The sequence below is a fragment of the Bacillus sp. FSL R5-0585 genome (assembly GCF_038004545.1).
GTDB classification, from domain to species: domain Bacteria; phylum Bacillota; class Bacilli; order Bacillales; family Bacillaceae_G; genus Bacillus_A; species Bacillus_A cereus.
On sequence record NZ_JBBORJ010000001.1, the window covers coordinates 1,230,023 to 1,254,497 of the forward strand.

Here is a 24,475-nt window from a genome sequence, read left to right on the forward strand (position 1 = left end):
TATGGAACGGCCGAATTGGGGAATTGGAGGATTAGTATTCGTTGGCTGTATGTTTCTTGGTGGAGGAGTGGGATCTATGTTAGGTAATGCCCAAACTGGATGGCTAATAGGAATGGGTGCTGGATTTCTTGGTATGGCTTTAACGAGACTGTTCAGAAAATAATGTAACTGAGATTCTTTGTGCATGGCATTGATTATATGACGATTAGAATTGAGGTCAAGTATTACCTCTTCATCTTTAATTCTATCAGTCTGCTTTTCCTTAACTCCTGATTATATTCTTAATGAAAAGCTTTAATAACATATAATCATTCTTAAGAATGTCAGTGAAATGTACGAATAGATGTTAGTGCAGCAAAATAAATTGTGTTATGATATGAGGAAATATAAAGCTATGTAACGGAGGGAATAACATGCCGCATGTTGTGTTTCGTGGAATTACTACTGAACAATTAAAAAGCATAAGCAAGCCATTAGTAGAAGAACTCGCAGATATCTGTGAGTGTGGTACGGATAATTTCACCTTGGAACTACCAAGTTCTACGTTTGTATTCAATGGAGAAGAAATAGAAGCGTTTCCTCTTATTGAAGTGAAATGGTTCGAGCGTGGACAGGAAATTCGTGATCGATTTGCCAAGGCCATTACTACATATGTAATGGATTTTGGACTTCTAGAAGTAGAGGTTGTATTTACAGTTTTCACAGAATCAGCCTATTATATTAACGGGAAGCATTGTGCAAGTTAGAGTTATTAGAAAGATTTTTATAACATTAAGAAAAGAAATAGGAGAGAATATCCTATTTCTTTTTATTCCTATAATAAAATATGTTTCGTTAAAAACAAGGGCCGGAATTCCGGCTTCTTTTTTATCTCGCAAAATAAAGTCTTACTTTATCTCTCGGTTTCAAAAAACTCAATCCATTCTCCATCAGGACCAGCAAAGAATATGTAACGTGTTCCATCTGGTAATGTTTCAATTTCTTCTCCTAGTAAAAAGGTTACTTTATGTTTATTTAGTCTTTTAATTTCATCTTCTAATGAATCCACTTTAAAGCAAATGTGATGTACTTTTCCTTCTGCTGGAAGAGAAGAGTTGTAGCCTTCAATTAATTCGAGTATCGTTTCCTTTGATTCTTCCACACCTAAAAAAGCGAGTTTTAAGTCTGGGTTCGGGTGCCCCATTCGCTTAATGAGCTGTAAGCCGACTACTTTTTCATAAAAGGAAATAGATGTTTCTAAGTTTGCTACCATAAGTCCAACGTGTTCAATTCTTCTAACTGGCATGTAGATTCCTTCTTTCTGAAAATTATATACAATATATTATTGAAAATTAAGAAAATAAGCAAGATAAAAACCTTACAAATTTTAGCGTTTTATATGGTATAGTGAGAAAGTATGTTTGGGGAGAAGGAAGGAGATTATACGATGAATACACCTACTCAAACTCCTTCATTATCGGGAACGATGAAAGAGTGGCATTATGCATTAGCATATGAAATTAAACATTGGAAAACGATAGGTGGTAGTAAAATTTCTATCATGAATGGTCGTTTTTTATATACAGATTATGAAAGTACAGTATACGTATTTCAGCTTATTTCGGAAGTAAGCTTACCTGAAGGTTCACCCATTCGAATTGAGTTTGATGGTGAGGAAGCGACAGGAGAAGTATTGTCTGTACATGGATTAGAAATAGAACTGAAATTAAATGATTATATACAAGGTGAAATACGAGAAGCTGTTTTATATAGTGAACCGTGGCAACTTTTAGAGCAACTACAAGAGAGGTTGAAGGAAGCACGTAAAGATAAGCTGAAACGTAATCGTATAAAGCGTCTTGTTGATGGGACGAGCAGTCCGAAACATATTGAGAAGATGAAAAATCCGAAAAATGAACTGGCATATCGTGCGTTTTATAATCCAACAACGTACGTATGGGGACCGCCAGGAACAGGAAAGTCTTACAATTTATCACGTATTATTTCGGCTCATTATCAAAAAGGAAAATCGGTACTTGTGTTGGCTCATAGTAATGCGGCAGTAGACGTATTAATGAGTGAAGTAACGAAGCAAATTGAGAAGAAAAAGAAATGGACGCCTGGTGAAATTGTTCGTTACGGCTATAGTCAACATGAACATATACGAAATCATGATACGTTACTTGCATCGAAGTTAGTTGAAACGACGAACGGATCTTGGGGTGAGGAAAGACTCTATTTAGAAGAGACACGACAAGATCTTCGTGAAAAAATCTTATCGTATAAAGCAACATCTGCTGATAAGAAGCGTATACAAGAGATTGAAAGTGATCTTCGAAAGCAAAAGGCTAAAATTAAAGAAGTAGAAAAAGAATATATTGAAAATGCGAAAGTAATTGGTGCAACTTTATCAAAATGTGCCATTGATTCACTTATTTATGAGCGCACATTTGATTTAGTTGTTGTAGATGAAGTAAGTATGGCATATGTTCCGCAAATTGCATTAGCTGCTTCACTTGGAAAACGTATCGTCGTTTGCGGTGACTTTTTACAGTTACCTCCAATTGCGATGGCAAATCATGAACCCGTTCGCAAATGGCTTGGGGAAGATATGTTTTACCATGCTGGGATTGTTGAGTCTGTTAATAAATCAGAAGCACACCCAAACCTATTTATGTTGCAGGAACAAAGACGTATGCATGCGGATATATCGAAGTTTACGAATTCGTTTATTTATAAAAATAGAGTATACGATCATCCGTCTGTTTCAGAGCGTAAAGAACTTGCGCAATTGCAGCCGTTCGCAAATGAAGCGAGTGTTTTATTTGATACGAGCCAAATGGGAGCTTTTTCGTTAAAAGATGCTGCTTCTGGTTCCCGTTTTAACATTATGTCTGGTTTAGTAGCGATGCAAATGATGTTAATCGGATTGTTAGACGGTGTGCAATCAATTGGTATTGTGACACCTTACAGGGCGCAGTCACGCTTTTTATCAACGTGTATTAGAGAAATGTTGCAGAGAACAAAATATCAAAACATACCAGTTTTAGCGGCGACAGTTCATAAGTTCCAAGGTTCTGAAAGAGATATGATGATCTTTGATACGGTTGACAGTTATCCGCAAGAACGACCTGGTGTATTATTCTTTGATCACAAAAACCATCGCCTCGTCAATGTAGCAGTGACAAGGGCGAGAGGGAAGTTCATTCAATTATCAGATTGCCATTATATGCGTAAAAATCTTTCTAGAAAACAAGCGTTATCACAATTAACAGCTCATATAGAACGTCACGGAGATGTGTATGATCGCACGACATCAAGACAATTGTGGGAACGGAAAATTTCGAAACGTTTACGCTGGTTTATGGAAATGAATCTTGAAGAGCCGAAAGGGCTATTAAAAGATATTTTAGCCGCAAAACGAAAAATTATTATTTCACTGCCAAGTACGAAACAAGTAGATAAACGAGTATGGCAAGCGTTAATGCGTACAAATGCACAAATAACAGTTTATAGTGATGGACCAGTTCCGCTGAAAAATGTAAAGTTACAAAGACAAAATAAAGCATTCCCATTCTTAGTAATTGATGATGAAATCTTTTGGGCAGGCGCACCGCTTACATCTCAAATGATATTTGAAGGTAGTACGGAATTTCCGTACGTATGTGCAAGACTGCAAGCACCTGAGACAATTGGTGTATTAAAAGGATTTTTAGATATTCGGTAAATTCGGATAGGAATTCCTTGACTTTTACTTGGAATGAACTTAGAATAAAAAATAATTTAATATAATTTTATGAAAATTCTTATCACGAGAGGTGGAGGGACTGGCCCTATGATACCTCGGCAGCGGATTCGTTATGAATACTGTGCCAATTCCAGCAAGGTAACTTGAAAGATAAGAAAGAAGCTCATTTTGACTGTATATACAGAAGCCTCTTTCTATCTTTTAGAAAGAGGCTTTTTTACGTGAAAATAAAAGGAGGAAGAACAATGGGAGCGACAGGAGTAACGTCACAAAGAAAAACAATTGAAGAGAGTATCGAAAGAAATAAGGAAAAGTACATAGAAACAAGTCATGATATTCATGCGAATCCAGAGATTGGTAACCAAGAGTTTTACGCATCTAGGACGTTAAGTTTATTGCTAGGCAGTGCAGGATTTCAGTTGCAGCACAATATAGCTGGACATGAAACGGGGTTTATTGCGCGAAAAAGTTCTGGAAAACAAGGACCGGCAATTGCATTTTTAGCGGAGTACGACGCTTTACCAGGATTAGGCCATGCGTGTGGTCACAATTTAATTGGCACAATTAGCGTTGCAGCAGCAATTGCATTATCAGAAACACTTGAAGAAATTGGCGGGGAAGTTGTCGTGTTTGGTACACCAGCAGAAGAAGGTGGGCCAAATGGTAGCGCGAAATCAAGTTATGTAAAGGCAGGTTTATTTAAAGACATTGATGCGGCGCTTATGATTCATCCGAGCGGAAAAACAGCGACAACGAGTCCTTCACTAGCAGTCGATCCACTTGATTTTCATTTTTATGGAAAAACAGCTCACGCTGCAGCTTCGCCGGAAGAAGGGATTAATGCATTAGATGCGGTTATTCAGCTCTATAACGGTATTAACGCACTTCGCCAACAACTTCCGTCAGACGTGAGAATTCATGGCGTCATTACAGAAGGCGGAAAAGCACCTAACATTATTCCTGACTATGCCGCGGCTAGGTTCTTCATCCGTGCAGCAACGCGAAAAAGATGCGCGGAAGTAACAGAAAAAGTAAGAAACATTGCACAGGGAGCAGCATTAGCAACAGGTGCAAAAGTAAAAATCCATCAATTTCAAAATGAAATCGATGAATTACTCGTAACAAAAACATATAACGATATCGTAGCGGAAGAACTAGAACTATTAGGTGAAGATGTAAATCGTAAAGAAAGAGTAGGGATTGGTTCAACCGACGCAGGAAACGTAAGTCAAGTCGTACCGACAATTCATCCGTACATTAAAATCGGACCAGATGATTTAATTGCACATACGAATGAATTTAGAGAAGCAGCACGTTCAGAACTTGGAGATAAAGCATTAATTACATCGGCAAAAGCACTAGCGAATACGGCATATCGATTAATTACGGAAGAAGGGTTGTTAGAGAAGGTGAAGGAGGAGTTTAGAGAAGCGCAGAAGAATCAGGGGTAGATGGTTAAAGGGAGTGGGGGATCCACTCCCTTTCTTTTTTGCATAACACTGATGCTAAGATTTTTTTGCAGTAAAATCAATGTTAGTGGAACATTTTTAATTAAACTTTTTTCTAAATGAACATAAATACTTGCAATATTTAAAATAGTACTATATAGTTCTAATTATGACAAAGGTAAAATTAATGAATCAAAAACGTGTGATTGAAGTAGCTGCAACATTATTTTTAGAAAAAGGGTTTGCTTATACAAGTATGGATGAATTAGTACGTGTAAGCAAAGTTTCAAAGTCTAATGTGTATTATCACTTTTCTAATAAGGAAGTATTATTAGAAGCGGTCGTTGATTATTGGATTGAAATGTATCAATCTGCAATTGATGACGTAATTTCTCAGAGCCAATTTTTAGTTGAAGATCGTATCCAACTGTTTTTAAAGCAATTATCACAAGGAGTTCAGTCGAGAGAGTATAAGGGGAGCTGTCCGTTTATTACTCTTTATATTCAAAGTCCTAAACAGGCCACGCAAATAAAAGAAAAAATAGGTCTTTTTTTTACAGGATTACAAAAGAAAGTTTCTCTATTACTTAAACAAGGGGTAGAGAATGGAGAATTCAGAAATACGATTCATATTGATGAGGTTGCATCACTTTTTATTACAAATCTTGAAGGAGCGTTATTTATTTCAGAAACATTGAAGGATGCAACTGTAATCACGAAAACAGCAGATCATTTTTTAAAATTGCTTCGATAAAAGAAGCATTTTTTTTACATCAAATTAGTACTGATTAGTACTAAAAAGGGGATCTTATATGAGAACAGTATTTTTAACTGGTGGAACAGGCTTTATTGGAAAGCAATTAGTGAAAGAATTAGCCAAAGAGGATGCTAAAATTCTTCTTTTAGTGAGGTCGAAAAGTAAAGCAATACGTCTTTTTCAAGAAAGAGGCATCTTAAAAAAGGATGTTATGCACTTTATTGAAGGTGATTTGACGAAAATAGATTTAGGTCTAAGTGCTGAAGATAAGGAGAGGGTATTGAAAACGGATGTGATTATTCATGCAGGAGGCCCCATGGATATTCAAGCGACAAGTAACGAGGCAGCTTCCGTATTTTTAAATGGTGCCAAACATATTAGTGAATTAGCTAAAAGTATTCATCAATTGAAGGGCTTGCAACAATTTATTCATGTTGTAGGTTATATGAGTCCCTTTGATGATAAAAATAGCAAGATTGCAATTGATGTGTTTAAAGAGGGAAACGATTATTTGAAAATAAAAAATCCATATGAGAGAACAAAATTTTTAGCAGATCTTTATATCCGTCAGCAGGCATCAGCAGTAGGTTATCCGCTTTCTGTAATTAATCCACCAACTGTAGTCGGTAGTAGCAAAACAGGGAGTACAGAGCAGATAGCGGGATTAGGTTTGCTTGTGATGAGTATGCGAAGAGGACTCATGCCGGTGATTCCTGGAGGTAAGGGATATAGGTTACCACTTATTTCAAACGATGAGTTTGCGAAGTTTATTGTGCAGGTTTTCAGGTTGGAGCAACCGACTATTCAAACATATACACTTGTTGAAGACAAACAGCACGATCAGAACATTGCTGAATTATTAAGTGTTATGTCGGAAAGTATGAATATGAGGGCACCAAAAATCTCGGTTCCAATGCCGCTTATGAAAACAATTATGAATAGTGGAGTAAGTAAAATAACAAAAATTCCTTCTGATGGACTGAATTTTATTACAAAACGAAAATTTTCAAATGTTTCAGCGAAAAAAATTATGGGAGGGGATTGGTTTAAGAAGACGAGTGTAATGAAATTTCTCCCTGCCGTAGTAGCTGATCTGGATTATCGAATGATATATCAAAATGGCCAGCATAATCATGTATTTAAACGAACATTATGCGATAACACTACCCTTTACCAATTACAAGGAGAGGGTAAACCGTTTATTTTATTACATGGTTTATTGAGTGATGGAGAGGATTTATTTCCTTTAGCACAAGAGCTTCATGAAAAAACTGGTCAACCTGTATGGATCTTGGATCTTCCAGGTTTGGGACGTTCTCCTTTTAAACGAGAGAAAAATCTTCTAGCTATCTATTTGAATGTAGTGAAAAAGTTATTGGAGAAAGCTACGAATGGTGCACATCTAATTGGTCATTCATTCGGTGCATTTATTCTTCTGGAAGCATTGGTACAAGAGTACGTAGATAAGAAGTATTCAATCACTTTACTTCAGCCACCTGTTGTTAAAAAAAATGCTAAATCGCTAAATGTTCCTCAATTTATGAACAAATGGACATTAAAACTGGCAACTACTAATTTCATAGAGCGATATTTATTAAGTAATGGTTTGTTTGAAAGTATAGAGAGCATCCCTGAACATTATATTGAAAAAATAAGGAACAGTTTTACTTCTCCTAGAATTTTAAATACTACGGTTCAGCTTAACAGTTTACTACTGAAAAACGATCAAGGTGATTTCAATGAATTAACAAAGTATAATCTTCACGTTATTTGGGGGGAGTATGACAGAAGCTATTCTGCTCCATCGCACCTTGGGAAGGTTGATTTTGTTCCATATGGCCATCATTTTCCTCTTAGCCATCCGAGTGAAACGGCAACATTAGTAATAAAAAATAGTAATACTAGCAGATGAGAGTGTGTAATAAATAAAAAGTGTGTAGTAAGATCGTTATATCTTTGAAATAAAATCGTACTGTTTGGGGTCCTGCGAACAAGACGCGAATTTTGCACGCTAAGCAAAAAAACAATAAGCTGTCCACATGGACAGCTTATTTACATAATTCTCGTTACAGGAAGTTAATTTTTAAAATATGTGATAATTGGCAGCTTTACCATTAAACCAATGACTTCCAATATACTCCTGTGCCTTGGTCTCAAGTTCATTTGACTTGAGTTTTATATCTAAAGCATCTGATGTTAAATAGGTAATAACTCCACCATTATCAACCTTAACACTGTTGTACCAAGAAAAGGATTCTACATTTTCTTTTCTTAAAACTTCTAAAAGAGGGGGGCCAAAATAATTACACCAGAACACTCCTGATATTCGTTCTTGAATTGTACCTGTAACATGTTGGCGATTAACTGCAATTTCATCACTTATGTATCCATACAAGCCATTCGTAAGAATAATAAGATCTTTAAACAGTTCTTGTATTTGAGTTTTATATGCCTTATAAGCCTTTTTCTGAAAATGAAACCATATATAATTCGTTTTTTTCCATGGACAATCCCACCAAACAACATGCATGGTAAAGCCTTGTGTTTTAGATTTTCCAAGCACTCCCCCAGCTTTACCTAAACTTTTATTTGATTCTATATCAAAACATCCTTCATCTTCTAAACACCATATTTCAATACCTTTTTCTTTACTATATTCTTGTTTTAATGGTTCATACAATCCTAGTTTCTCTAGATATAATCCATGTTTCTCTAGCAAATCAAAAAATTTTGTTGCTAAATCTGTATCATTGAGTTTTTGCAGCGTATCAATCGTTAGCGTTATTCCCATAACTTCACCTCAATTTTATTGTATACCATATACACGATTGGTTAACATAACGTCTCATTACCGGTAGCAAGTTTTTCATAGAATCCTTATTTTTACTAAATTTTTTGTCTCTATGTCTATCTATCACTTATACAAGAGTTTATACATCATTGATATAGCAGAGATTCTAGGGATCTTCGCTATTCTTTTTTGCATAAAATCTTGTATGAAAAAGTAGTTAGACTAGTGTGTTTTACTCCGGTTCATTTCAAAATATAATTGAAAATTCATCTTTAAATTAAAAAAAGAAGGTGTTACCTTTATATATTAATAACTTCGAAATATTGTATAACAGATAATTTTTATCCCGCTTTAATAGGCAGTAAGACCCCCACTTCAAAATTCAGCGAAAGCAAAGAAGTTAGGTGAGGGATCAACTGCCCATAAAAGTCCGATTGGTGAGGGCTGATAATCAGTGGGGGATGAAGAAAACTCTCACTGATTAAAGTTTCACTTTATGCAGTATTGATTAGCATTGCTTATTGTGCAAACGAATCAGGGTAGTGTGGCGACCGACCAACTAAATAGTTGCTTATCCTCAATTATTAGAAGGAAAGTTCTATCATTTCACGAATTGATTAGACATAGACGAGTGTTATAATTTTCTATATATACATAAAGAGGTGACTACGCATGAATCAAAGACCGTCAGAAGAAGAATACGCTGGGAGCTCCGGCGAATATATTCGTTTGGTGCCAGACGGTAACATCATCGACATTCTGCTCGCTCAGGAAAAGCAAATGACCGAGCTCCTGGCATCGTTGACCGAAAGCCAGGCCGCATATCGGTATGCGGAAGGAAAATGGACACTGAAAGAAGTTGTGGGCCACATTACAGACGCGGAACGCGTCATGACCTACCGCCTGCTCCGGTTCGCAAGAGGGGACCAGACGCCGCTGACCGGTTTCGATCAGGAATTGTTCATGCCTCCTTTCGGAAGCTGGACAATCGCGCAACTGGCCGAAGACTACCAGGCCGTCCGGCAATCAACGATCACATTGCTGCGCGGGCTACCGGCGGAGGCGTGGAACCGCAAGGGTACAGCCAATAACCTCAGCATTACGGCGCGCGCCCTCGCGTACGGCATCGCAGGACACGAACTTCATCACATGGGAGTCATCCGAAACCGGTACTTGAGTTAATCGTCGGCTGAGGCCTTTGGAATGGAACTAACACCTCTTATACAACCTTAGATACCATTCTTATTGGGGTCCCGCCCCACAACCATCAACTTAAGGATTTAGACTGTTTTTGAAATGAAAAGCACATTACTATTCTCTTATGTTAATGAGAAAGGGTGACGTGCTTTTTATGATTATGCACTAAAAACAAGAGTTATCTTTATTTGCCGAAGAGTTATATCGATTTTTCTCATTTTAGGGTATTTGTTTTTCTTAGATTGATGGTGATGGGGCACTACTCTATTATGATCAAATTAAAATTAAAAATAGTTATAGAGACTCCATTTCTCGGAAATATTATAACTATTAAGTTGTAAAAAGAACCGTCGTTTTTCATTTTTGAAAAGGCTAGGGTACTTTTTAGTTGTAGCGAAGATATAATGAGAGGAAGTTTTTTCTAAATCAAAAAACTTGATTAATAAGTTGCATAATAAACTCACTAGCGTATATACTATAAACATCAAAAAAAGTTGATGAAGGGAAGTGAACTACAGTGGCACAAAATTTTCAGTTATATGAGAAAAAGTTTAAAGCGTTGGCTGATCAAAAACGTTTAGAAATCATGTATGAGCTTTGCCAGCGAGGCCAGACGTGTGTATGTGATTTGACAGAAGTTTTTGAAATGACGCAATCTAAGTTGTCCTATCATTTAAAGATTTTATTAGATGCAGGTTTAATTGTAAAAGAAACAAAAGGTACGTGGAGTTATTATGATTTAAATGATGCGGAAGTAAACAATTTATTATCAGAAGAATTGTGTTGTATTTTTAGAAAAACAGGCAAAGGTAGCTGTTGTTAAAATTTTGTACTATTAATCAAAAAAAATTGATTAATAACATATATAGAGGAGGAATAGGCTATGAGATATGTTCACGTCGGTATAAATGTTACGAATTTAGAGAAGTCTATCGAATTTTACGAAAAGGTATTTGGTGTGTCACCAGTTAAGGTAAAAGTGGATTATGCAAAATTTTTATTAGAGACGCCAGGACTTAACTTCACGCTAAACGTAAAAGATGAAGTGAAGGGAAATCAGGTAAATCATTTCGGTTTCCAAGTGGATACAGCTGAAGAAATTACGTTACATAAAGAAAGATTAGAAAAAGAAGGTTTCTTTGCGCGTGATGAGATGGATACAACTTGTTGCTATGCGGTTCAAGATAAGTTTTGGGTAACGGATCCTGATGGGAACGAGTGGGAATTCTTTTATACAAAAGCACAGAGTGATGTTCATAAAATAGAAGAGGCATCTTGTTGCACGACTTCTAACGTAGTAGAAAAAAATTCTTGTTGTTAAGAGGAGATGGAAAATAAAATGAAACGTTTATCTTTTCTAGATCGATATTTAACACTATGGATTTTTCTAGCTATGGCTGTTGGGATTGGTTTAGGGTTTGTATTTCCTAGTGTAGTAGACGGAATGAGTACATTACAAGTTGGAACAACGTCTATCCCGCTAGCTGTCGGTTTAATTGTCATGATGTATCCACCGTTAGCGAAAGTTCGTTACGAGGAAATGGGCCGCGTATTTAAAGATGTAAAAGTATTGGTTTTATCTTTAGTACAAAACTGGATTATCGGACCTGTACTTATGTTTGTTTTAGCAATTATTTTTCTTCCTGATAAGCCAGAATACATGGTCGGACTCATTATGATTGGTTTAGCACGTTGTATTGCAATGGTAATCGTTTGGAACGATCTAGCAGATGGGGATAAAGAGTATGCAGCAGGTTTAGTGGCTTTTAACTCCGTATTCCAAATGCTTTTCTTCTCCGTTTATGCATACGTGTTTGTAACAGTCATTCCAGAATGGTTAGGAATTGAAGGAGCTATTGTTGATATTACAATGGTAGAAGTAGCGAAATCCGTATTTATCTATTTGGGAATTCCTTTTATAGCAGGTATGCTGACACGATTTGTACTCGTTAAGTTAAAAGGAAGACAGTGGTATGAAAAGGTGTTTATACCTAAAATTAGTCCACTTACATTGATTGCATTGCTATTTACGATTATCGTTATGTTCTCTTTAAAAGGGGAAATGATTGTTAGCGTACCATTAGATGTAGTAAGAATAGCAATTCCGTTATTAATCTATTTTATTGTCATGTTTTTTGTTTCTTTCTTTATGGGAAGAAAAATTGGTGCAAACTATCCAGTGACGACAACGTTAGCATTTACAGCAGGTAGTAATAACTTTGAGTTAGCGATTGCAGTAGCAGTTGGTGTGTTTGGTATTCATTCAGGTGCAGCATTTGCAGCTGTTATGGGGCCGTTAGTGGAAGTACCTGTAATGATTGCGCTTGTAAACGTCGCTTTTTGGTTTAAGCGAAAATATTTTATTGATCAGCCAGTCTAAATTTAAAAACAAAGGCGGAAAACAACATGGAAAACAAAAAGACAATCTATTTCTTATGCACAGGAAATTCGTGCCGAAGCCAAATGGCAGAAGCGTGGGGCAAACAATATGTAGGTGATAAATGGAATGTATATTCTGCAGGAATCGAAGCACACGGAGTAAATCCAAATGCGATTAAAGCGATGAATGAAGTAAATATTGATATAACGAATCAAACATCAGATATAATTGATGCAAATATTTTAAATAACGCTGATTTAGTCGTTACCCTTTGTAGTCATGCGGATTCTGTTTGTCCTTCGACACCTCCGCACGTAAATCGTGTTCACTGGGGATTCGATGATCCAGCAGGAAAAGAGTGGTCTGAATTTCAACGTGTTCGTGATGAAATTGGTGAACGTATAAAGCGATTTTCTGAAACAGGGGAGTAAATAAAGGAAAGAGTCAATCTTCTATCTTATAGGGGATTGACTCTTTTTTATTATGTATTTCATTTACTTATCGCATCGCTTTAAAACCACTCTTGAAAATAATACAGAATATTATGTGAAAGTGGTAAAGTTAGAATAGAACAGTTTAAAAAAGGGGATGTAACGTATGATCTGTGAACTAAGCAAGAATGATTTTTATAGGTGTAATAGTTTAGTGAATGAACAAGGTCAATTAGAGGTACGTGCTGTAATTGCAGGAGTGAACCCTGGTCGTATATTTGTAGATAATAGTACTGCTCCTAATTCGGGACTTATTTGGTTAGGTAATAATGATGGATTCTTCTTCATTGGAGATTCTGCAAATGAAGAGTTTAATAAAGAAATGAATCATTTTATTAATAATGTAATAGTACCTGAGGCGAGGAAGGTAGGACTAGATTGCTTTGAAGGAATCGGTAATCATTCAAAATGGAACAAAACAATTGAAAGAATATTTCAGCACCGTAAATTAAAGAGTTGGAATCAAAGAGTGTATACGCTAAGAAAAGAGGATTATGACAATCATCATGAGCCTAAATTTGAACAGGGATATACTGTGCTGAAAATGAGTAAAGCTCTCTATGAAAATAATAACAATACATTTAAGAATATTGATTTTTTACAATCAAAAATTTTAGAGTTTTGGTCTTCACCGGATTGTTTTTTCGATGAGGGAATCGGTTATTGCGTTGTTTATGATGATCTAATTGTAAGTGTATGTTTTTCAGGTTTTGTATTTGCAAATATACATTGTATAGATATTGAAACGATAAAAGGTCACCAAGGGAGAAAATTAGCTCAAAAGATAGCGCATAGTTTTGTGAAAGATTGTTTGGAGAATGATATTATTCCATATTGGGACTGTATGGAATTGAACAAGCCTTCTGTTGCAGTTGTGGAAAATGTAGGGTTTACAAATGTATTTAACTATGTGGGATATTATTTTTTATTTGAATAATCTAGGTATACTTTACAATTTACACTTTGAGGTTGCCCAATCATTATATATATCTACAATTTAAAAAAGAAAGCATATGAGGTGTCCGAAAATGAAAATACAAATAGTATTGTTTGATGGTTTCGGAGAACTTGTCTCTTTCGCACCGTTTGAGGTACTGAAAAGAGCGATAGAAGAAGGGGCTCCATTTACAATTGAATTCGTTTCGAGTGAACAAAAACAAGAAGTTACGACTTCATTTGGAGTTACGGTTAAACTACATGATTTTTTACGAATGGATAATAGGCCAGATTTGTTAATTGTACCTGGTGGTGGCTGGAATCATAAAGCAGAGCATGGGGCACGAAAGCAAGCAGAGCTTGGTACTTTGACCGAAATGATTAGCGAGATGCACAATGCAGGAACAATTGTTGCTGGTGTGTGTACAGGAGGTATGCTATTAGCTGCCTCTGGTATATTGAACGGTCGAAAGGCAACGATGCACTATTTGGCACAGGATGAAATGAGTGAATACGGGGCAGAGCTTCTTCATTACAGAATTGCGGATCAAGGGGATATTATCACTGCAAGAGGGGTCACTTCAGGAGTTGATTTGGGACTTTGGATCACGGAAAGGTTCGCAAGTCCTAAAATTGCGGCTGCTGTTGAATACAGAATGGAATATGAGAGGCGAGGTGTTGTTTGGAAGTAATTTGACTTCTTTTTTATCCCGCATTAACGGGCAGTAAGACTCCCACCACAAAATTCAGCGAATGGGAGGGAGGGCTGCCCGTAAAAAAACAATGGATATGTACTAATAATCAGTGGGGATGACAAAACTCCTACTGATTAAAGTTTCATTTTATAATTTTTCATCTTATTAAAAGTTGATTTGTTAGAAAGGATAATCATTTATTGATATAATGAATGGATGCGTGGCAGGAAATAGATAGAAAGATACTGCTAGTAATTTATACTTAAAATGTAGGGAGATTGAACAGAGTTATGGGGACAGAAAAAGAAATTAGTTCCGCTAAATTAATATGGAAGATGACGCGCCCACATACATTAACGGCGACGTTTTCTCCTGTAATTTTAGGAACAGTGGCATCACTTTATGTTGCCAAAATTGATTGGCTGTTATTTATTGCGATGATGGTTGCATGTTTAGCATTGCAAATAGCAACGAACTTATTTAATGAGTACTATGATTTTAAACGTGGATTAGATACCGCTGAATCCGTTGGCATCGGTGGCGGAATTGTTCGTCATGGATTGAAGCCAAAAAATGTGTTAACAGTTGCGCTTTTATTATATGTCGTAGCAGCTTTTATTGGCATTTATATTTGTATGAATAGTAGTTGGTGGTTAGTGGTTATTGGTTTAATTGGGATGGCAGTTGGCTATTTATATACAGGTGGTCCACTACCAATTGCGTACACCCCGTTTGGAGAATTAGTTTCTGGATTGTTAATGGGGACATGTTTTGTACTCATTGCTTTCTTTATTCAAACGAATACTGTAACGATTGAAAGTGTATTGATTTCCATTCCAATTGGAATTTTAGTAGGTGCAATCAATATGTCAAATAACATCCGAGATATCGAAGAAGATATTAAAGGTGGAAGAAAGACATTAGTAATCCTCCTTGGGAGAGAAAAAGCTGTGGTAACACTAGCGGTAGCCTTTTTCATTGCGTATTTATGGATTGCCGTAATTGTATTAATGGGTTATATAAGCCCTTGGGCATTAGTTATGTTCCTAGGTTTGAGAAAGCCAATTTCTGCGATTCAAAGTTTCCAAAAAGGGGCAAAGGATCCTGGATATATGCGTATCGCAATGAAATCAACAGCGATGACAAATACGATTTTCGGCTTCTTGTTGTCAGCAGGATTATTAATTAGTTATTTGTTTTAAATAACTTAACCCCAATTTCTCGATTTTAGTATAGAGAAATTGGGGTTTTATTTTGAGTTTTTTACGTTATAAACTATTATCATTTGAAATGTATATACCAATAAATTGCAACTTCATCACTTGTCTTATCCAAACCTTTATAAACAAGAAAATCAAACCCACCAATTACAAATCCACATTTTTCATAAAATTTACATGCTGCGACATTATTATTTTGCGTTTCAAGCATGATACCTGGCATATTTCCTTTTTTTGCCCACTGCTTTGCTTGATCAACTAATCTTTTACCAACTCCGAGTGTACGATATTTTTTATCTACCGTTATATCTTCTATGTAAGCATAGTGGTTCCAATTCTTTTTCAATACCATTAATCCAATGATTTGGTTATGTAACAGTGCTATGTAAATGACTTGATTAGGTTTATTTATATATTCATTGTAAGCCAGTTCTTCATTATCATCTTGATTTTGCAAATAACTTTTTTCATAACTCGGAACGTCTTCTACTGTATATTCTATGTGTCTATTTCCTTTGGAAAGAGAAAGAATTAACCGAGTATTCACTATAAAACTGTCATCAATCTCCGGGAGATTATCTAAATCATTTGTTTCTAACTCTCTAATTACAAGGTTCATCGGGGCACCTCCACATAATAATATTTCTTCTAGTTCTTCATTTGGTTCAAATGAATTCCAATTACAAAATTATAATAGAATTTCAATAGTACGGCTATCTTTGTATTTTATCTTTATACCAGTATGTTGTTATCTTGATATGAAAATATTGTTTAGAAAGAGTAGTATCTTTTATTTTGGATGTATATCCAGTTTTCAAATTTAACTGTAGTAGAGAAACAAATATTTTTTTAAAGAGTGGATGCCATACGTTATTCTTTAACTAAATTCGACATTATCTGCATTTTATCTTCACCTTCCTCTATTAATCTATTTATTGTAAATATCAGCTGGAGTTAATGCTCAGCCGTATAAATAATGAATATAAAAATTAATAGGGAAAGGATAGAAAAATAATGAAAGAATCACAAAGTAAGAAAAAAACAAGTCGACTAACTAAGGTAATAATATCTCTAGGAGTTGTTTTAGCAACGACCTTTTTCACCTTCTTTTTAATTGGAAAATGGAACTCTATCCCAGCGAAGGGAATAGCTAACGAAAGTAGTAATCAAGTTAACACGCAACAACAAGAAAAGAAAAAAGAAACACCACCGGCAAAACAGAAAAGACCTGATGGAAAGCCGGTAGGAAAGGTTGTTTATTTAACATTCGATGACGGTCCTAGCGAATTAACTGGGAAGTTTTTAGATGTACTAAAAGAGCAAAATGTTGCGTCGACATTTTTTATGCAAGGTAGCAATTTACAAAATACAGGTTTTCAGGAAAACGTAAAACGAGCGGTAAAAGAAGGACATTATATTGGTGCTCATAGTATGACACATAATAGTGATAAGCTATACAAAAAAGGACAATTTGTAACGGAGATGAAAGAAACGTTAGCTCTTATTCATAATATTACGGGTACAACTCCTAAACTAGTCCGTCCCCCATATGGATCTGCACCAGGATTAAAGGGCGAGGACATTCGTAACAAAATCGTAGAAGCAGGAATAAAAGTTTGGGATTGGACGATAGATTCAAATGATTGGAAATTAAAAGATAATCCCATTCAGATTATCGAAAATGTAAAGAAACAGACAACAGAAGAAGTTGAAGTTGTATTAATGCATGAAAAGGCGCAAACATTACAAGCTCTTCCTGAAATTATTAAATTTTATAAAGAGCAAGGGTATGAATTTGGGGTATATAATGACGAGGATCATTTTCGTCTAAACTTCCAAAAAGATCAACGTCTATAGTATAAACATAGTTATTTTAAAAAGGTGTTTTTATTACTAAATCAATAATTAAGCCAAAAGTCGATTTCCTATACGATAAAGAAATCGGCTTTTTCTTTTGCTACAGGTAGCTCCTTAGAGAGGTAACTTTATTTTTTCGATAGCTCTTATTCACTGTTACAGTGTCTATGTCCGTTATGATAATGACTCATTATGGGAGATTAAGAAAAAATTAAGTTATTTATTCACTTTTTATTAAGATATACCTATTAAATTTAGAAAGGTCTTATACAACATATTTATCATTTATAAATTTAAATATATAAATATTTTTGTAAATATATTAATTAACGAAAGGTGAAATTTAAACATGAAAGAATTATTATTTAAAATTGCTGGAGTAGTTGTAGTGCTAATTATAGTGTGTTGGGGATTAACTTTTACAGAAAACGAAATTATAGATAGATATAATCCACTTGTGATAGAAAAAGATGTCTATGCTCTTACTAAGGGACCAGCTGAACCAGAACCTGACCCTGATTACCCTAGGAGATTTATGTATATGCTAAATGGGGTGGATGAATCAGGAAAAGAATCGGTAATTAGGGTAGGGATTACTGGCCCACATGAATATCAAGATACTTATATAAAAGTTCGAGTAAAAGGAGGTTATGTTTTTTCATTAGAAGAAGTAAAAGAAAGTGATGTTCCAGAAAAAGCAAAAGAAAAAATTAAAAAATAATCAAGGAATAGTTATCTCAAGATGATATGTATATAATAAAAAAGGGTTCCCCGTTCGTGGGGAATCCTTTTTTATCTCATTGATGTATTACATTTGTGTATATGTGTTCCGCTCTAAAAATTTATCCTAGAAAGAAGGTTATGCCGCTTTTCAAACATGTAGTTTTTGTAAGAAAATATTTACATACCTCCTCGCAAATATGTTAGAAAAATCTTTGTAGCACTTGAAAATGTTTGATGTTTTTTCCAAAGAATATTTAGTCCAGCCTCTAGCTTAGGAGATAGGGGGCGGAAGCAAAGTGTACTTTCCTCAGACGTATTCATAAGCTTATCAATACATAGTGCGTAGCCTATATTTTCTTTTACGAGTAAGGATGCATTATAGAGTAAATTATATGTACCTATAACATTCAAGTTTTCAATTTCCTCTCCAAGCCATCCTGATAATTCATTACTTACAGCCGTTTGTCTTGATATGATAAGAGGTTTATTTAGTAAGTCTGTTGGATGGATATAAGCTTTTTCCGCTAAGGGACTGTCTTTTCGCATAAGTACGCCCCATACATCAGTAGCTGGTAACTTTAAGTAGTCATATTTTTGTTTATTTGCTGGCTCAATAACGATACCAAAATCTAATAAACCACTATCTAATTTTGTTGTAATGTCATCAGCGTTGCCGCTATATAAATGAAATTTAATGTTAGGGTGATGGGAAACAACTTTTTTTATAGTTTGTGCAATGAACTGCATTGCCTCTGTTTCTCCAGCTCCAATATGAATTTCTCCACTAATAATTTCATATTTTTGGTTAAAATTAGCTTCTGTTTTTTCTACTAAATCCACAATTTCTTTTGCTCGATCTAATAAAAACATACCTTCGTCTGTTAAAGTGATTTTTCGATTTCCTCGTACAAATAAAGTAGTTCCAAGCTCTTCTTCCAGGTTGTTTAACTGTCTTGATAATGTAGGTTGAGATAAATGCAATGCATTTGCAGCAGCAGATATATTCTCTTGCGTTGCTACCGCAATGAAGTAGCGTAATACACGTATGTCCAAAAAACTCTTCTCCTTCGTATGCCTATTTGTTATAGGAATGTATTCAATATAGGTATTTGTTATCTCAATAATACCATTTTATAATCACATTACCAAAAGCATTGATAAGAAGTGAAAGAGGAGTTGAAGTGTTTTTTATGAAGAATTCAAAAAGTGTATTAATTTTTATATTAGCAGTAGGGGTTTTCGGTATTCTTAATACTGAAATGGGATATATTGGCTTGCTTCCGACATTATCAGATCATTTTGATGTAAGTGTTTCGAAGGTAAGTTTAATGGTTAGTTTGTTCGCGCTCGCCATTGCCATTGCGGCTCCAACGCTTCCTTTAGTTTTTTCGGGTGTAAATCGAAAAACGGTTATGTTGTTCGTACTAGCAATCTTTATTATCGGCAACGTTATTTCAATTTTTACAACGAATTTTACAGTTGCTTTAGTTGCACGAGTAATTCCGGCTTTCTTTCATCCAGTGTACGTATCGATGGCTTTATCAGTAGCAGCAACTTCAGTTCGTGCAAAAGAAGCTCCAAAAGCAGTTGCCAAAGTGTTTATTGGGGTTTCAGCTGGTATGGTTTTAGGTGTACCGATTGTCAACTTTTTAGCAAATGTATTTACACTTGAAATATCATTAACATTTTTTGCGCTTGTTAATATTTTTGCGTTTATTATGACAATCGTATTTATTCCCTCTATGCCTGTTCAGGAAAAGCTTTCTTATGGTTCGCAGCTTAAGATTTTAAAGAAAGGTATCACATGGCTATCCATACTTGCTGTAACTTTTTTAAATGGAGCGGTATTTGGAATTTATAGTTATCTAGCCGAATATTTAGATGTAGTTACGAAAATGTCGCCGTATATGATAAGTATCATGCTATTTGTTTATGGGTTAGCAAATATTATCGGGAATATTCTTGCAGGGAGATTACTGACAATAGCTCCTGTCCGTACGGTAATCATTTATCCCATTGCTCTAATGATATTATATTTTTCCTTTTTCTTTGTATCAGATCTTGCGATACCAACTGCAATTTTTATTGTAATTTGGGGTGTTTTTGGCGGGATTGGTGGTAATGTCAATCAATATTGGATGATGTCTTCAGCACCTAATTCACCAGATTTCGCTAATGGATTATTTTTAACTTCTTGTAATTTAGGGACTACAATTGGTACTGGGATCGCAGGGATAATTATTGCACAAATTGGAACGAAATATATTTTATTTGTAGGCATGTTTGCATTAGTATTAGGGTTTATTTGTATTCTGCTTCGAAATATGTTGTATAAATCTACAAATGCCTAAGTGCTATTTTGCGTTACATTACTGAGGAAAAGTGTATTTGGGGTGTGTTAGGAAGAAGATGAATAAGTTTTCATTTCTTCATATTGTAATACTGGAATTAATTGCTTGTGGTAGTGAAATATTTAATACGCAGCAATCCTATAACTATAAGTAAGTTTGTGTGTGAGTACAAAGAATTGTTCTTATAATAATATAAAAAATTTATTTTTTAGAATCAGAAGGGATAGCTATGCAAGGTAGAATTACTGTTATGTTTTTAAAAAGATTTTCGTTTATATGATAACCCAGCTTTATTTGAAGCTATTCAATCCGGTGAGGTTCTTCCGGTATTATATACAAGATGAAGATTTTTATATGGGTGATGAGGAATAAATAGACTTTATAATGACTAAAACACTTATATAACTTTGAAGTGCACCCTGATTGCTAAACAAAGTCTAACAATCGAGGGGCACTTTTTTTAGTCAAATTCTCTTAGCGTACGAAATTCGCGTTTTTCTCCGTAGCGAAATAGGGCTCATATGCTCTAACCTCATTCTATTAGTAAATAGCCTGCAATCATTGTCCTCTGTACATGAAATAAATTTGGTTTGTAATATAATCTGAACTAAAATGAAGTCCGTTTTTTATCCACCACATAATGATTCCTACCAATGAAGCGGTTTTAATCTCAATGGCAACATAATCTTCGGGTAGCTCTGTCTCACTATTATTTCTGCGCGTTTCTACTAATTTCTTTATTAATAGAAATAATTGTTCCTCAAAATGATTCATATTAAATAAAACAGATAAATAATTTCGATGAATATATAAATAATCAAGCAATTGTGTTAGCTGTTGTTTTTCTGATAAATTGCTTACGTGTATTAAAGCGGTAATTTTATTAGAAAGTTCGTTTAAAATTTCATCAGTGAGTTGCATGAGTAAATCCTGAATATCTTGATAGTGTAAGTAAAATGTTGTCCGATTTAATCCAGCTTCGTTTGCAATTTTCTGGACTGTTAAATTTGAAATAGTGGATTCCTCTTGTAAAAGGGAATAGACGGCATTTTTAAACATTTCTCTTGAACGAAGTGTACGAGGATCCTCTTTTTTAGATGTAGACATTTTGAAACTCCTTTATAGATTTTTCTTTGACTTTCTCGACATAGCATATTTTCAATGTCGATTAATGAACATTTTTAACAAAATTGTTCATGGTCAGGAATATGTATCTTTGTTACTATGAATTTTATCGACACTGTGTCGATAATGCAACTATAGAAAAAGGGAGTTTACAAATGGAGAAGGGAATAACAGAAAAAAATAAGAAAATTTTATTACTTGTACTAATTGCTGGATGTTTTTTATCAACATTAAACCAGACGTTACTTAATGTGGCAATGAGTAACTTAATGGAAGTATTTGATGTTACAGCTACAACTGTACAATGGTTAGCAACAGGTTTTATGCTCGTAAACGGTGTTTTAGTGCCAATTACGGCATTTTTAATGAAACGTTTTACAACGAGGCAATTATTTATTAGCTCAATGATTTTTTTATTAATCGGAACATTACTATGTGCCGGTGCCATCAATTTTGGCATGTTATTAACAGGAAGAATGATTCAAGCAATTGGGGCAGGAATTATTATGCCGCTCATGATGACAGTTATTTTATATTTATATCCTAGTGAAAAGCGCGGGAGTGTTATGGGAACTATCGGCTTTGCTATGATTTTTGCGCCAGCCATTGCTCCAACGTTATCTGGTTTTATCATTGAATATGTATCATGGAGATGGTTATTTATTGGATTAGCTCCATTTGTATTCATCGTCATTATTCTTGCGCTAAAATATTTAATGAACGTTGCAGATACGACAAAAGCAAGATTGGATATTGTAAGTGTCATTTTATCAACGATTGGCTTTGGTTGTGTTTTATTTGGATTCAGTAGTGCAGGAAGTAAGGGATGGGATCACCCGATTGTTATTACGACAATTATTACCGGGGTACTTGTTACAACGCTATTTTGCTTACGTCAAATAAAGTCTAACGATCCATTATTAAATTTATCCGTATTTAAGTATAAAATTTTTACTCTTACATCAGTGATCAATGTACTTATCACGATGATTATGTATGCTGATTTAATTCTTTTACCGATTTACTTACAAAACGGAAGAGGCTTTACCGCATTTGAATCAGGTTTACTTCTATTACCTGGAGCGGTCATTAATGCATTCTTATCACCAATTACAGGTAAAATGTATGATAAATACGGAGCAAAACCACTCTTTATTACAGGGTTAGTATTTATCATTATTTCGATGTGGGGGGTAATTGATTTAACTGAATCCACAACGTATATGTATGTAATGGTGCGTACTATTCTTTTACGGATTGGGTTAAGTTTCATTTCAATGCCTTTAAATACAGCAGGACTAAATGCTTTACCTAGAGAATTAGGTTCACATGGTTCAGCCGTAAATAATACGGTTCGTCAATTAGCCGGTGCTATTGGAACAGCTGTTGTTATTACTATATATACAACTCAAGCAACTTCACACGCTTCAGAGTTATCTTTAGAAAATGGAAACATTACAGCTATTCAACTAGCTAAATTATCCTCTATTTTCGGCTCAAGTGATGCGTATCTATTCATGTTATTTTTATCTTTCGTAGCATTAATCTTTGCATGTTTCATGCCTAAAAAAGTGGCAACTCAAAAACTTGAAAGTAAGGCAAGTAATTAGAATCGTTTATAGAGTAGTTTAGAAAGTATATGATGGAAGAAAAGCAAGGGATCTAATAATTAAGGTCATTTGCTTTTCTTTTTGTTTATGAACTTAACTGTATTTTGTAAAGATATTAAAGGAGACATGAAAAAATCCACCTACAACAATTAAAAGATTGATTGACCGAAACAATATAAAAAGGACTCGTAAATTTATCCCACTTTAATGGGCAGTAAGACCCCTACCTCAAAATTCAGCGAAAGCAAAGAAGTTAGGTAGGGGAGGATCAATTGCCCATAAAAGTCCGATTGGTGAAGGCTGATAATCAGTGGGGGATGAAGAAAACCTCCACTGATTAAAGTTTCACTTTATAAGAGTTCTTTTTTGCAATCCTAATAAATTCTTCTCAATAATTGAAAATAAAATCAATCCGGATTATTATATTGTTATTGTAAATTTATTTTATTGAAGGAGGATACATAGATGAAAAGCTCAAAAGGCTCTATTGAATCAGAGATAAGCAAAGCAATTACTCACTGGGAAAAGGACTACCTAGGACGTGGGTCTATATCCGTTAAGACAGATATATTACGGGATATGATTATCGTAAATTTACAAGGTGTTTTAACGCCGGCTGAATATAGTGTTTGCGAAACAAAAGATGGTATGCTAACGATAAAGAAGAATCGTTCGGAGCTAGTTGAATCTGGAATTGATGATTTGAAAGAGATTATACTAGAATTAACTGGAGAGAAAGTGAAGAGCTTTCATACGGATATAAGCTCCCGTACAGGCGAACGAGTAATGATTTTTAAATTGCTTCATAATCTTGAGGAGAAATTTTAAAAATACCTTAAGGTTAGTGGAAGAATTAAGAAACCTACAAGTTTTGCACTTTATTAACAGGCTAATAATTAAAAATTTGAAGTTATTTAGGTATAATAAATCTTAATTCTAATAACTCTTAAAAAAACTGATAAATAAATTGACAAACTGCTTAATATAGTTTATCTTATAATTGTTTTAAAAAATTAATAGATGCTTATTTTAACTGTTTGCTATAATTAAGGCTTTAGCATTTTTTTAATATGTAATATTGACTAAATGAAAAAGTTTCTTAATTAAAAGGTAGCGTATAACATAAATTGATATATTGATTGCATAATCTAGGAGATCAGAAATATA

At 34.7% G+C, this 24,475-nt stretch carries 24 protein-coding genes, 2 pseudogenes and 1 riboswitch; of the genes and pseudogenes, 20 read left to right on the forward strand and 6 right to left on the reverse strand.

Going from position 1 to position 24,475, the window contains the following annotated elements; genetic code table 11:
- The first annotated feature begins 1 nt into the window (after position 1).
- Positions 2-163, forward strand: coding sequence for a hypothetical protein (locus tag MKY38_RS06445; RefSeq protein ID WP_000441008.1), 162 nt, complete (start codon positions 2-4; stop codon positions 161-163).
- A gap of 14 nt (positions 164-177) precedes the next feature.
- On the opposite strand, the pseudogene MKY38_RS29250 reads toward MKY38_RS06445, so the two are convergent.
- Positions 178-273, reverse strand: a pseudogene (locus MKY38_RS29250) (PRK06770 family protein); the annotation flags it as partial.
- 140 nt (positions 274-413) lie between these two features.
- On the opposite strand from MKY38_RS29250, the gene MKY38_RS06450 reads away from it, so the two are divergent.
- Positions 414-746: a DUF1904 family protein gene (locus tag MKY38_RS06450; protein WP_070180279.1), complete on the forward strand. Its 333-nt coding sequence runs from the start codon at positions 414-416 to the stop codon at positions 744-746.
- A gap of 146 nt (positions 747-892) precedes the next feature.
- On the opposite strand, the gene MKY38_RS06455 is transcribed toward MKY38_RS06450, so the two are convergent.
- Positions 893-1,285 carry a VOC family protein gene (locus MKY38_RS06455; RefSeq protein ID WP_065223150.1) on the reverse strand — a complete coding sequence of 131 codons (393 nt, stop codon included), beginning with the start codon at positions 1,283-1,285 and terminating at the stop codon, positions 893-895.
- A 111-nt stretch (positions 1,286-1,396) separates the two neighbouring features.
- Here MKY38_RS06455 and MKY38_RS06460 point away from each other — a divergent pair, with 111 nt between their 5' ends.
- The 4 genes from MKY38_RS06460 to MKY38_RS06475 all read left to right on the forward strand — a co-directional run bounded on the left by MKY38_RS06460 (position 1,397) and on the right by MKY38_RS06475 (position 7,844).
- Positions 1,397-3,706: an AAA domain-containing protein gene (locus MKY38_RS06460; protein ID WP_070180278.1), complete on the forward strand. Its 2,310-nt coding sequence runs from the start codon at positions 1,397-1,399 to the stop codon at positions 3,704-3,706.
- 76 nt (positions 3,707-3,782) lie between these two features.
- Positions 3,783-3,884: riboswitch (SAM riboswitch) on the forward strand.
- 88 nt (positions 3,885-3,972) lie between these two features.
- Positions 3,973-5,178, forward strand: a complete 1,206-nt coding sequence (locus tag MKY38_RS06465) for a M20 family metallopeptidase (RefSeq protein ID WP_070180277.1) — start codon at positions 3,973-3,975, stop codon at positions 5,176-5,178.
- A 184-nt stretch (positions 5,179-5,362) separates the two neighbouring features.
- Complete coding sequence (locus MKY38_RS06470) at positions 5,363-5,929, forward strand: TetR/AcrR family transcriptional regulator (RefSeq protein ID WP_065223153.1); 567 nt, start codon at positions 5,363-5,365, stop codon at positions 5,927-5,929.
- Between the two features lie 58 nt (positions 5,930-5,987).
- Positions 5,988-7,844, forward strand: coding sequence for an alpha/beta fold hydrolase (locus MKY38_RS06475; RefSeq protein WP_070180276.1), 1,857 nt, complete (start codon positions 5,988-5,990; stop codon positions 7,842-7,844).
- Between the two features lie 171 nt (positions 7,845-8,015).
- Here MKY38_RS06475 and MKY38_RS06480 read toward each other — a convergent pair whose 3' ends face one another.
- Positions 8,016-8,723: a hypothetical protein gene (locus tag MKY38_RS06480; protein ID WP_070180275.1), complete on the reverse strand. Its 708-nt coding sequence runs from the start codon at positions 8,721-8,723 to the stop codon at positions 8,016-8,018.
- Positions 8,724-9,395: 672 nt separating this feature from the next.
- On the opposite strand from MKY38_RS06480, the gene MKY38_RS06485 reads away from it, so the two are divergent.
- The 8 genes from MKY38_RS06485 (at position 9,396) to menA (ending at position 15,624) form a co-directional block, all read left to right on the forward strand.
- Positions 9,396-9,905 (forward strand): DinB family protein, encoded by a 510-nt coding sequence (locus tag MKY38_RS06485; RefSeq protein ID WP_001076316.1) that lies wholly within the window; start codon positions 9,396-9,398, stop codon positions 9,903-9,905.
- Positions 9,906-10,437: 532 nt separating this feature from the next.
- Positions 10,438-10,743 carry an arsenical resistance operon transcriptional regulator ArsR gene (arsR, locus tag MKY38_RS06490; RefSeq protein WP_002026021.1) on the forward strand — a complete coding sequence of 102 codons (306 nt, stop codon included), beginning with the start codon at positions 10,438-10,440 and terminating at the stop codon, positions 10,741-10,743.
- 60 nt (positions 10,744-10,803) lie between these two features.
- On the forward strand, positions 10,804-11,241 hold the full coding sequence (locus tag MKY38_RS06495; protein WP_070180274.1) for an ArsI/CadI family heavy metal resistance metalloenzyme: 438 nt from the start codon (positions 10,804-10,806) through the stop codon (positions 11,239-11,241).
- A gap of 18 nt (positions 11,242-11,259) precedes the next feature.
- Positions 11,260-12,300, forward strand: coding sequence for an ACR3 family arsenite efflux transporter (gene arsB / locus MKY38_RS06500; RefSeq protein WP_070180273.1), 1,041 nt, complete (start codon positions 11,260-11,262; stop codon positions 12,298-12,300).
- 26 nt (positions 12,301-12,326) lie between these two features.
- The gene (gene arsC / locus MKY38_RS06505; RefSeq protein ID WP_025708621.1) at positions 12,327-12,731 is read left to right on the forward strand and encodes an arsenate reductase (thioredoxin); all 405 of its coding nucleotides are present in this window, start codon (positions 12,327-12,329) and stop codon (positions 12,729-12,731) included.
- 166 nt (positions 12,732-12,897) lie between these two features.
- Entirely contained in the window at positions 12,898-13,728 is an 831-nt protein-coding gene (locus tag MKY38_RS06510) for a GNAT family N-acetyltransferase (RefSeq protein WP_000562836.1), read from the forward strand.
- A 91-nt stretch (positions 13,729-13,819) separates the two neighbouring features.
- A complete protein-coding gene (locus tag MKY38_RS06515) occupies positions 13,820-14,419 on the forward strand; it encodes a DJ-1/PfpI family protein (RefSeq protein WP_000701557.1) in 600 nt (199 codons plus the stop codon).
- A 293-nt stretch (positions 14,420-14,712) separates the two neighbouring features.
- On the forward strand, positions 14,713-15,624 hold the full coding sequence (menA, locus tag MKY38_RS06520) for a 1,4-dihydroxy-2-naphthoate polyprenyltransferase (RefSeq protein ID WP_000536385.1): 912 nt from the start codon (positions 14,713-14,715) through the stop codon (positions 15,622-15,624).
- Positions 15,625-15,703: 79 nt separating this feature from the next.
- Here menA and satA read toward each other — a convergent pair whose 3' ends face one another.
- Positions 15,704-16,261, reverse strand: a complete 558-nt coding sequence (gene satA, locus MKY38_RS06525) for a streptothricin N-acetyltransferase SatA (protein ID WP_025708620.1) — start codon at positions 16,259-16,261, stop codon at positions 15,704-15,706.
- A 395-nt stretch (positions 16,262-16,656) separates the two neighbouring features.
- Between satA and MKY38_RS06530 the strand changes: the two genes are divergently transcribed.
- Both MKY38_RS06530 and MKY38_RS06535 read left to right on the forward strand, forming a co-directional pair.
- Positions 16,657-17,499 carry a polysaccharide deacetylase family protein gene (locus tag MKY38_RS06530; RefSeq protein ID WP_000665176.1) on the forward strand — a complete coding sequence of 281 codons (843 nt, stop codon included), beginning with the start codon at positions 16,657-16,659 and terminating at the stop codon, positions 17,497-17,499.
- Positions 17,500-17,848: 349 nt separating this feature from the next.
- Positions 17,849-18,220, forward strand: coding sequence for a YxeA family protein (locus MKY38_RS06535; RefSeq protein ID WP_000661360.1), 372 nt, complete (start codon positions 17,849-17,851; stop codon positions 18,218-18,220).
- A 179-nt stretch (positions 18,221-18,399) separates the two neighbouring features.
- On the opposite strand, the gene MKY38_RS06540 is transcribed toward MKY38_RS06535, so the two are convergent.
- Complete coding sequence (locus tag MKY38_RS06540; protein ID WP_000354971.1) at positions 18,400-19,275, reverse strand: LysR family transcriptional regulator; 876 nt, start codon at positions 19,273-19,275, stop codon at positions 18,400-18,402.
- A gap of 137 nt (positions 19,276-19,412) precedes the next feature.
- On the opposite strand from MKY38_RS06540, the gene MKY38_RS06545 reads away from it, so the two are divergent.
- Together MKY38_RS06545 and MKY38_RS29255 are read left to right on the forward strand one after the other, a co-directional pair.
- Positions 19,413-20,573: an MFS transporter gene (locus MKY38_RS06545; RefSeq protein WP_044307071.1), complete on the forward strand. Its 1,161-nt coding sequence runs from the start codon at positions 19,413-19,415 to the stop codon at positions 20,571-20,573.
- A 229-nt stretch (positions 20,574-20,802) separates the two neighbouring features.
- Positions 20,803-20,936 (forward strand): annotated as a pseudogene (locus MKY38_RS29255) (deoxyribodipyrimidine photo-lyase); the annotation flags it as partial.
- Positions 20,937-21,131: 195 nt separating this feature from the next.
- Here MKY38_RS29255 and MKY38_RS06550 read toward each other — a convergent pair.
- Positions 21,132-21,680, reverse strand: a complete 549-nt coding sequence (locus MKY38_RS06550) for a TetR/AcrR family transcriptional regulator (protein WP_000107858.1) — start codon at positions 21,678-21,680, stop codon at positions 21,132-21,134.
- Between the two features lie 173 nt (positions 21,681-21,853).
- Here MKY38_RS06550 and MKY38_RS06555 point away from each other — a divergent pair, with 173 nt between their 5' ends.
- Positions 21,854-23,308 carry a DHA2 family efflux MFS transporter permease subunit gene (locus MKY38_RS06555; protein ID WP_000410730.1) on the forward strand — a complete coding sequence of 485 codons (1,455 nt, stop codon included), beginning with the start codon at positions 21,854-21,856 and terminating at the stop codon, positions 23,306-23,308.
- A 465-nt stretch (positions 23,309-23,773) separates the two neighbouring features.
- Positions 23,774-24,136: a DUF2294 domain-containing protein gene (locus tag MKY38_RS06560; RefSeq protein WP_000842548.1), complete on the forward strand. Its 363-nt coding sequence runs from the start codon at positions 23,774-23,776 to the stop codon at positions 24,134-24,136.
- The last annotated feature ends 339 nt before the right edge of the window (positions 24,137-24,475 follow it).

Excerpts from the sequence above, each read along its gene's own strand:
- satA (WP_025708620.1), bottom strand. The coding sequence starts at position 16,261 with ATGAACCTTGTAATTAGAGAGTTAGAAACAAATGATTTAGATAATCTC.
- menA (WP_000536385.1), top strand. The coding sequence starts at position 14,713 with ATGGGGACAGAAAAAGAAATTAGTTCCGCTAAATTAATATGGAAGATG.
- MKY38_RS06555 (WP_000410730.1), top strand. The coding sequence starts at position 21,854 with ATGGAGAAGGGAATAACAGAAAAAAATAAGAAAATTTTATTACTTGTA.
- MKY38_RS06475 (WP_070180276.1), top strand. The coding sequence starts at position 5,988 with ATGAGAACAGTATTTTTAACTGGTGGAACAGGCTTTATTGGAAAGCAA.
- arsC (WP_025708621.1), top strand. The coding sequence starts at position 12,327 with ATGGAAAACAAAAAGACAATCTATTTCTTATGCACAGGAAATTCGTGC.
- MKY38_RS06510 (WP_000562836.1), top strand. The coding sequence starts at position 12,898 with ATGATCTGTGAACTAAGCAAGAATGATTTTTATAGGTGTAATAGTTTA.
- MKY38_RS06460 (WP_070180278.1), top strand. The coding sequence starts at position 1,397 with ATGTTTGGGGAGAAGGAAGGAGATTATACGATGAATACACCTACTCAA.
- MKY38_RS06470 (WP_065223153.1), top strand. The coding sequence starts at position 5,363 with ATGAATCAAAAACGTGTGATTGAAGTAGCTGCAACATTATTTTTAGAA.
- arsB (WP_070180273.1), top strand. The coding sequence starts at position 11,260 with ATGAAACGTTTATCTTTTCTAGATCGATATTTAACACTATGGATTTTT.
- MKY38_RS06530 (WP_000665176.1), top strand. The coding sequence starts at position 16,657 with ATGAAAGAATCACAAAGTAAGAAAAAAACAAGTCGACTAACTAAGGTA.
- MKY38_RS06545 (WP_044307071.1), top strand. The coding sequence starts at position 19,413 with ATGAAGAATTCAAAAAGTGTATTAATTTTTATATTAGCAGTAGGGGTT.
- MKY38_RS06450 (WP_070180279.1), top strand. The coding sequence starts at position 414 with ATGCCGCATGTTGTGTTTCGTGGAATTACTACTGAACAATTAAAAAGC.
- MKY38_RS06495 (WP_070180274.1), top strand. The coding sequence starts at position 10,804 with ATGAGATATGTTCACGTCGGTATAAATGTTACGAATTTAGAGAAGTCT.
- MKY38_RS06480 (WP_070180275.1), bottom strand. The coding sequence starts at position 8,723 with ATGGGAATAACGCTAACGATTGATACGCTGCAAAAACTCAATGATACA.
- MKY38_RS06455 (WP_065223150.1), bottom strand. The coding sequence starts at position 1,285 with ATGCCAGTTAGAAGAATTGAACACGTTGGACTTATGGTAGCAAACTTA.
- MKY38_RS06465 (WP_070180277.1), top strand. The coding sequence starts at position 3,973 with ATGGGAGCGACAGGAGTAACGTCACAAAGAAAAACAATTGAAGAGAGT.
- MKY38_RS06485 (WP_001076316.1), top strand. The coding sequence starts at position 9,396 with ATGAATCAAAGACCGTCAGAAGAAGAATACGCTGGGAGCTCCGGCGAA.
- MKY38_RS06535 (WP_000661360.1), top strand. The coding sequence starts at position 17,849 with ATGAAAGAATTATTATTTAAAATTGCTGGAGTAGTTGTAGTGCTAATT.
- MKY38_RS06550 (WP_000107858.1), bottom strand. The coding sequence starts at position 21,680 with ATGTCTACATCTAAAAAAGAGGATCCTCGTACACTTCGTTCAAGAGAA.
- MKY38_RS06560 (WP_000842548.1), top strand. The coding sequence starts at position 23,774 with ATGAAAAGCTCAAAAGGCTCTATTGAATCAGAGATAAGCAAAGCAATT.
- MKY38_RS06445 (WP_000441008.1), top strand. The coding sequence starts at position 2 with ATGGAACGGCCGAATTGGGGAATTGGAGGATTAGTATTCGTTGGCTGT.
- MKY38_RS06515 (WP_000701557.1), top strand. The coding sequence starts at position 13,820 with ATGAAAATACAAATAGTATTGTTTGATGGTTTCGGAGAACTTGTCTCT.